We start from the raw sequence: 7,923 nt of genomic DNA, 5'->3' as shown, positions 1-7,923 counted from the left end.
CATCCCCCGCCCCTCTTCCCCCCCCCCCCGGCTCCCGAGATTGCCGGGGGCGTTTAGGGCGTTGCCGCCCGCCCCCCTCCCCACCCCGCCCTATACTCCGCCCTGTTTCCGGCTTGTTTCGTCATCCACAGCCCGGAATCACCTTCTTGGGACGCGGGTTATGGCGCGTTGTATCCCAGGGTGTAGGCGCCGGAGCCGCTGAAGGAGACTATGCGGTATCGGTAGTAGCCGGCCGTGCCGGTATAAGTGATCTTCTCGTTGGGGGTCGGGCTTTCCGAGGTGGCGACGGTGACCCAGCTCTGGTTGTTCCACTTCTGCAGGTAGAGGTCGAAGTCGACGCTGCCGCTGCCGGCCAGGCAGGCGGAGTGAATGCCGTCGGCGGTCGACTGGTAGTAGCGGTTGTTCGGCTGATAGACGGACTGACCATTGGCCAGCGTGCCGGTGACGGTCCTCGAATAGCCGGTGCACGTGCCAGGGGCCGCCGGTGGCGGTGGGGGCGGGGTGGATCCGCTGCTGGTCGTCAGGGTCAGGCCGTAGGTGGTGAGGATCTCGCCGATCGGCTGGAAGTAGGTGACGCCGCCGGAGTTGCAGTCGCCGGAGCCGCCGGAGGTGACGCCCTGGGCCTGGTCGATGGAGATGAAGGAGCCGCCGGAGTCGCCGGGTTCGGCGCAGACGTTGGTCCGGGTCAGTCCGGAGACGGTGCCCTGGGGGTAGGTGACGCTGGCGTTGAGTTGCTGGATGGTTCCGCAGTGCCAGCCGGTGGTGGAGCCGGACCGGCAGACCGACGCCCCCTCGATGGCCACTCTGGAGCCGGCGACGTTCACCGTCTCGCCCGCGCCGTTGCTCACCCACGGCCTGGGGGTCCAGTTGTTGTTCACGGCGACCCAGGCGAAGTCGCTGTCCGGGAAGGTCGACCCCTGGAAGACACCTTGGTCGGCTTGGTTGAAGCCAGTGGTGGTGGCGCCCTTGGCGCCGCAGTGACCGGCGCTGACGAAAGCGTTCTGGGTCCCCTTGGTCACGGAGAACCCGATCGAACAGCGCTCCGAGGCGCCGATGTAGTAAGCGTTGCCGCCCACCAGGTCGGACAGGAGCTGGGGTCGTTCGATGGATGACACCACCCGCACCGCGACCGGGTCCACGTCGCTGGCCTCGATGGCGTCCTGGGTCGTTGACGGCACATCGGACAGGACGACGACCTGGTTGGTCCGCACGTTGACATAGCGCACCGGCCCGCCCGAGTGGGCGGACAGGGCCGTCTCGACCGTCTGGAGGGTCGAGTTGAGTTGCGCCAACGACCGGCCGACGATCTCGGCGCGGGCACCCCTGGTGACGATCTGGGGAGTGTGTTCTTTATCGGTGGTGGCCACCACGAGATTCTGTGCGAGGTCTCCGGTGAACCAGGAACCGCCGAAGTCGGCGCCGAGTTCTTCGCGGAGTTGTGCCTCGACCGGCGCCAGGCGGGTCTCGTTGAGCAGTCGGGCCTGGGCCTGCTCCGCGGTGAGATGGAGGTCGCGTTGCATGGCCGCGAGCATTCCCGGCGGTGGTTTCATCGTGGTCGCGGTGGTTGCGACGCCGGTCGTCAGGGGCCGGGCGGCGGCAGGGACGGCCGTCGCGGTAAAAGTGGTCGCCAGGACGCATCCCATGATGGCGGCATATCTGCGGGGCATCGGTCTCTCCTCGACCTTGACTATCCAAGAAAGAGGGGGGAGCGCCTCACACCATCGGTTGATCATGCGGTGCGGGCAGCACAACCTTAATTCAGCTGTTGTCGGTCGCGGCCACGGAAGCCACACGCCACGCGGGTGCGACTCCGGCGATGCTCGCCGGAGCATTCCGGGGCCCGGCGAGGGACACCGTCGATCGGGTCCTCGACCGTCCCGGACCTCCCGCCACCCCGTCGATGCCGTAGACCTCGGCGGTCGGGTCACCGGGAAAAGGTCGGAGCGGCAGGAGGTGAGACTTGGGCGCGTTGCGGCATCCTGTATTCCAGGCTGTAAGGGCCGGAGCCGCTGGAGGAGACCACGCGGTATCGGTAGTAACCGGCCGTGCCGGTGTAGTCGATCCTCTCGTCGGGGTGCGGGCTTTCCGAGGCGGCGACGGTGACCCAGGCCCGGTTGTTCCACTTCTGCAAATAGAGATCGAAATCGGTGTTGTCGTTGGCGTTCAGGCAACCGGAGTGGACGCCGCCGAAGGCCGAGTAATAGCGACGACCGCGCGGTTGATAGGCGGAACTACCTACGGTCAGCGAGTCCTCGGCGATGCGCGGGTAGCCGGTGCAGGTGTTCGCGCCCGTGCCAGACGGGTTGGCGGTGGTCGTCAGGGTCAGGCCGTAGGTGGTGAGGATCTCGCCGATCGGCTGGAAGTAGGTGACGCCGCCGGAGGCGCAGTCGCCGGAGCCGCCGGAGGTGACACCCTGGGCCTGGTCGATGGAGATGAAGGAGCCGCCGGAGTCGCCGGGTTCGGCGCAGACGTTGGTCCGGGTCAGTCCGGAGACGGTGCCCTGGGAGTAGGTGACGCTGGTGTTGAGTTGCTGGATGGTTCCGCAGTGCCAGCCGGTGGTGGAGCCGGACCGGCAGACCGACGCCCCCTCGATGGCCACTCTGGAGCCGGCGACGTCCACCGTCTCGCCCGCGCCGTTGCTCACCCACGGCCTGGGCGTCCAGCCGTCGTTCACGGAAACCCAGGCGAAGTCGCTGTCCGGGAAGGTCGACCCCTGGAAGACACCCTGCAACACCCGGTTGAAGCCGGTGGTGGCCTTGCCCTGCGCACCGCAGTGACCGGCGCTGACGAAAGCGTTCTGGGTCCCCTTGGTCACGGAGAACCCGACCGAGCAGCGGGACGTGGTGCCGATGTAGTAGGCGTCGCCGCCCACCACGTCGTAAAGGAGCCGTGGGCTCTCGGCGGAGTGCACCGCCTGCACGGCGTTCGCGCCCACACCGCTGGCCTCTATCTCATCCTCAGTGGCTAAAAGATCCGAGGTGAGGATGACGATCCTGTTGCTCTTCACATCGATGAAGCGCACTTTTCCCCCGGCAGTGGACAGAGACGCGTCAGTGATCGCCAAGGCCTTGTGGAGGTCCGGGAGCGACCGGGTGACCACCTCACCCCGTGCGCCCGCGGCGATGATGTCGGGAAGATCGGCGGGGGTGGTGGTGGTTACCACGAGGGTCTGCGCGACGGTTCCGGTGAACCAGGAACCGCCGAAACGGTCACCGAGCTTCGCGCGGAGTTGTGCCTCGACCGGCGCCAGGCGGGTCTCGTTGAGCAGTCGGGCCTGGGCCTGCTCCGCGGTGAGATGGAGGTCGCGTTGCATGGCCGCGAGCATTCCCGGCGGTGGTTTCATCGTGGTCGCGGTGGTTGCGACGCCGGTCGTCAGGGGCCGGGCGGCGGCAGGGACGGCCGTCGCGGTAAAGGTGGTCGCCAGGACGCATCCCATGATGGCGGCATGTCTGCGGGGCATCGGTCTCTCCTCGACCTTGACTGTCCAAGAAAGGGGGAGAGCGCCCCATACCACTGGCTCATCGTGCTACGTGGGCAACACGTAACCTTAATTCAGCCGATGCCGGTCACAGCCACATAAGCCATACGCCACGCCGGACAACGATTTCCAGCGAAGGCCACCGGGCAGGTCACGGTGCCTTGTACCCCAGAAGGTAGGCGCCGGAGCCGCTGGAGGAGATTACGCGGTATCGGTAGTAACCGGCCGTGCCGGTGTAGTCGATCTTCTCGTTGGAGGTCGGCCCATTGGAGGCGGCGACGGTGACCCAGGCCTGGCCCTCCTGCTTCTGCAGATAGAGGTCGAAGTCGGTGCCGATGGTACCGGCCAGGCAGGCGAAGTGGGGGCCGTCGGCGGTCGACCGGTGATAGATCGCCTGGTGAGCGGGCTTCCCAGCGATCAGCCGGCCGTCGGCGGTGTGCGGGTAGCCGGTGCAGGTGCCCGTGCTCGGAGGCGGAGGATTGCCATTGGTGGTCACCAGGGACAGGCCGTAGGTGGTGAGGATCTCGTTGACCGGCTGGAAGTAGGTGACGCCGCCGGAGGCGCAGTCGCCGGAGCCGCCGGAGGTGACACCCTGGGCCTGGTCGATGGAGATGAAGGAGCCGCCGGAGTCGCCGGGTTCGGCGCAGACGTTGGTCCGGGTCAGTCCGGAGACGGTGCCCTGGGGGTAGGCGATGCTGGCGTTGAGTTGCCGGATGGTTCCGCAGTGCCAGCCGGTGGTGGAGCCGGACCGGCAGACCGACGCCCCCTCGATGGCCACTCTGGAGCCGGCGACGTCCACCGTCTCGCCCGCGCCGCTGCTCACCCACGGCCTGGGGGTCCAGTCGCCGTTCACCGCGATCCAAGAGAAGTCGCGGGACGGGAACAGCGATGCCTGGAAGATCCCCTGAGGGCCCCGGTCGACGTTGGCGCTGGTGGTCATCCCCACCGTGCCACAGTGACCGGCACTGACGAAACCGTTCTGAAGACCGCGGACCACGGAGAAGCCGATCGAGCAACGGGTTGTGGCACCGACGTAATAAGCCTCGCCACCCACCAGATCGGAAAGGGGCTGGGGCCGCTCAGCGGAGGAGAGCACCCGCACCGCGCTCGAATTCACGCCGGCGGCCTTGAGGACGGCCCTGGTCGTCGACGGCACATCGGACAGGACGACGACCTGGTTGGCCCGCACGTCGACGTAACGCACATGCCCTCCAGCGAACGGGTGAGTGGACAGGATCTCGTCCGTCTGCTTCTTGATCACGTTGAGTTGCGCCAGCGACAGGCCGACCACCTTGCCCCTGGCGCCCTCGGCGAGGATATGGGGAAGATCGGCGGGGGTGGTGGTGGCCACTACAAGAGTCTGCGCGACGGGTTCGGTAAGCCACGAACCAGCGAAACGGTCACCGAGTCTTCTATGGAGCCGCGCCTCGATCTCCGTCAGGCGGGTCTCGTTGAGCAGTCGGGCCTGGGCCTGCTCCGCGGTGAGATGGAGATCGCGCTGCATGGCCGCGAGCATTCCCGTTGGTGGTTTCGTCGCGGACACGGTGGCCGAGGCGTCGGACGTCAGGTGCCAGGCGACGGCGGGGGCGGTCGTCGCGGTAAGGGCGGTGACCGCCAGGACACATCCCATGATGGTGGCATGTCTGCGGGGCATCGGTCTCTCCTCGACCTTGACTGTCCAAGAAAGGGGGAGAGCGCCCCATACCACTGGCGCATCGTGCTACGCGGGCAACACATAACCTTAATTCAGCCGATGCCGGTCACAGCCATGAAAGCCACACGCCACGCGGACGACGATTTTCAGCGAAGAGCACATGAGCGTTCCTCGCGTTCGCCTGAACACACCATGCCCGGACTCCCGTTCGGGGTGCCCGGCGGGGAACTCGCCGGGCACCCCGGTAGACGAACGTGTGGTGGAGGGGGCCGGGCGCGCCACCCCGGGTCCGGGGCCGGGTGCGGTGTTTTTACCCGCGGGCCGCGGAGAACACCCGTCAGCGGGTGTTCGCCGGTGAGCTCCACCGCGGGTGTTCAGCCACGGGCGGTGGCGAAGGCCTCCAGCGCGCGGTCGACGTCCTCGGACGAGTGGGCCGCCGAGAGCTGGACCCGGATGCGGGCCTCGCCCTTCGGGACGACGGGGTAGGAGAAGCCGATCACGTAGACGCCCAGCTCCAGCAGGCGTTCGGCCATCGCGGCGGCCTCGGCGGCGTCGCCGATCATCACCGGGACGATGGGGTGGTCACCGGGCAGGATGTCGAATCCGGCCTCGATCATGCCGATGCGGAACCGCTCGGTGTTGGCGCGCAGCCGCGTCCGTGCCTCGTCCGAGCCGCTGATCAGGTCGAGGACGCGCAGCGAGGCGGCGGCGATCACCGGGGCGAGGGAGTTGGAGAACAGGTAGGGGCGCGAACGCTGGCGGAGCAGCTCGCAGATCTCCCCGCGCGCCGCCACGTAGCCGCCGCTCGCCCCGCCGAGCGCCTTGCCGAGCGTGCCGGTGAGGATGTCGACCCTGTCCCGTACGCCGTGCAGCTCGGGGGTGCCCCCGCCGTTGTCGCCGACGAAACCGACGGCGTGCGAGTCGTCGACCATCACCATCGCCCCGTACCGCTCCGCCAGGGCGCAGATCTCGTCCAGCGGCGCGACGTAGCCGTCCATGGAGAAGACACCGTCGGTGACGATCAGCCTGCGCCGGGCGTCGGCGGACTCCTTGAGCCGCGCCTCCAGCTCGGTCATGTCACGGTTGGCGTAGCGCAGGCGCCGGGCCTTGGACAGGCGGATGCCGTCGATGACGCTCGCGTGGTTGAGCGCGTCGGAGATCACCGCGTCCCGGTCGTCGAGCAGGGTCTCGAACACGCCGCCGTTGGCGTCGAAGCACGAGCTGTACAGGACGGTGTCCTCCTGGCCGAGGAAGTCCGACAGCCGCGCCTCCAGCTCCTTGTGCACCTCCTGGGTGCCGCAGATGAAGCGGACGGACGCCATGCCGAAGCCCCAGCGGTCGAGGGCCTCCTTGGCGGCGGCGACCACCTCGGGATGGTCGGCCAGACCCAGGTAGTTGTTGGCGCAGAAGTTCAGCACCTCACCGCCGCCGGCCACGGCGATGTCGGCGCGCTGCGGGGTGGTGATGACCCGTTCGGGCTTGAGCAGCCCGGCTTCCGCGATCTCGTTCAGGGTCGTACGGAAGTCGTCGCGCAGGTTGTCGAACATCAGGCCGTCCAATCCGAGGTGATCTTTCCGGTTCCGCCGAGGTCGCGGCGGGGGCCGGGCATCAGGCCGTCCAATCCAGGATGACCTTGCCGGTCCTGCCTCCGGCGGCGGTGTCGAAGGCCGCGTCGAAGTCGCGGTAGGAGAAGCGGTCGGTGATCACGGGGGTGAGGTCGAGGCCCTTCTCCAGGAGTACGGACATGGCGTACCACGTCTCGTACATCTCCCGGCCGTAGACGCCCTTGATGGTGATCATCGAGGTCACGACCGTCGCGAAGTCGACGGCGAACTCCTCGGCGGGCAGGCCGAGCATGGCGATCTTCCCGCCGTGCGACATGGAGGCGATCATGTCGCGGAGCGCCTTCGGGTTGCCGGACATCTCCAGGCCCACGTCGAAGCCCTCGCGCATGCCCAGCCCGTCCATGCCCTCTTGTATGGAGGTCTCCGCGACGTTCAGGGCGAGGGCGACCCCGAGCTTGCGGGCCAGCTCCAGCCGCTCGGGGCTGACGTCGGTGACGACCACGTTGCGGGCGCCCACGTGGGTGGCGACCGCGGCGGCCATCAGCCCGATCGGCCCGGCGCCGGAGATCAGCACGTCCTCGCCGACCATCGGGAACGTGAGGGCGGTGTGCACCGCGTTGCCGAACGGGTCGAAGATCGCGGCCACGTCGAGGTCGACCGGGACCCGGTGCACCCAGACGTTGGAGGCGGGGAGCGTCAGATATTCGGCGAAGGCGCCGTCGCGGTTCACCCCCAGTCCGATCGTGCTGCGGCACAGGTGCCGCCGACCGGCCATGCAGTTGCGGCACTTGCCGCAGACGAGGTGCCCCTCGCCGCTCACCAGGTCGCCGCGGGTGATGTCCTCCACGCCGGGCGCCACCTCGACGACCTCGCCGCAGAACTCGTGGCCGATGACGAGCGGCGTGTTCAGCGTCTGCCGGGCCCACGCGTCGAAACTCCGGATGTGCAGATCCGTGCCGCAGATCCCGGTGCGCAACACCTTGATCAGCACCTCGCCGGGTCCGACGGACGGCTCCGGCACGTCGACGAGCCACAGACCGGGCTCGGCCCTCTCCTTGACCAGTGCCTTCATCGCGGATTCCCCCTCGGTTTCGACCATACGCACTGTGCCCGGTCGCCTTCGGGGGTGTCCATCGCGGTTTTCTTAACCCCGCCCACAGCGTTGCTTCACGCCCGGGTCCCGGGGGGATACCCAGACATTTCTCCCTAAACCGGCCGAACAAACG

Annotated in this window: 5 protein-coding genes; all 5 read right to left on the bottom strand. The window is 67.9% G+C overall.

The window, feature by feature from the left end; all coding sequences use genetic code 11:
- Positions 1-158 precede the first annotated feature (158 nt).
- The 5 genes from AB0B96_RS32540 to tdh all read right to left on the bottom strand — a co-directional run bounded on the left by AB0B96_RS32540 (position 159) and on the right by tdh (position 7,769).
- On the bottom strand, positions 159-1,667 hold the full coding sequence (locus AB0B96_RS32540) for a S1 family peptidase (protein ID WP_350945726.1): 1,509 nt from the start codon (positions 1,665-1,667) through the stop codon (positions 159-161).
- Between the two features lie 257 nt (positions 1,668-1,924).
- Entirely contained in the window at positions 1,925-3,460 is a 1,536-nt protein-coding gene (locus AB0B96_RS32535) for a S1 family peptidase (protein WP_350945725.1), read from the bottom strand.
- Positions 3,461-3,629: 169 nt separating this feature from the next.
- Positions 3,630-5,132 (bottom strand): S1 family peptidase, encoded by a 1,503-nt coding sequence (locus AB0B96_RS32530; protein ID WP_362904923.1) that lies wholly within the window; start codon positions 5,130-5,132, stop codon positions 3,630-3,632.
- 374 nt (positions 5,133-5,506) lie between these two features.
- A complete protein-coding gene (locus tag AB0B96_RS32525) occupies positions 5,507-6,679 on the bottom strand; it encodes a glycine C-acetyltransferase (protein ID WP_362904928.1) in 1,173 nt (390 codons plus the stop codon).
- A gap of 61 nt (positions 6,680-6,740) precedes the next feature.
- Positions 6,741-7,769 (bottom strand): L-threonine 3-dehydrogenase, encoded by a 1,029-nt coding sequence (tdh, locus tag AB0B96_RS32520; protein ID WP_362904921.1) that lies wholly within the window; start codon positions 7,767-7,769, stop codon positions 6,741-6,743.
- Positions 7,770-7,923 lie beyond the last annotated feature (154 nt).

The sequence above is a fragment of the Streptosporangium sp. NPDC049046 genome, assembly GCF_040649155.1.
Lineage (GTDB): Bacteria > Actinomycetota > Actinomycetes > Streptosporangiales > Streptosporangiaceae > Streptosporangium.
Note: the sequence above shows the minus strand (reverse complement) of the source record. Positions and strands in the feature narration are given on the sequence as shown.

Bases quoted from the DNA above. Each gene is read 5' to 3' on its own strand.
- AB0B96_RS32540 (WP_350945726.1), bottom strand. From the start codon at position 1,667: ATGCCCCGCAGATATGCCGCCATCATGGGATGCGTCCTGGCGACCACT.
- AB0B96_RS32535 (WP_350945725.1), bottom strand. From the start codon at position 3,460: ATGCCCCGCAGACATGCCGCCATCATGGGATGCGTCCTGGCGACCACC.
- AB0B96_RS32530 (WP_362904923.1), bottom strand. From the start codon at position 5,132: ATGCCCCGCAGACATGCCACCATCATGGGATGTGTCCTGGCGGTCACC.
- AB0B96_RS32525 (WP_362904928.1), bottom strand. From the start codon at position 6,679: ATGTTCGACAACCTGCGCGACGACTTCCGTACGACCCTGAACGAGATC.
- tdh (WP_362904921.1), bottom strand. From the start codon at position 7,769: ATGAAGGCACTGGTCAAGGAGAGGGCCGAGCCCGGTCTGTGGCTCGTC.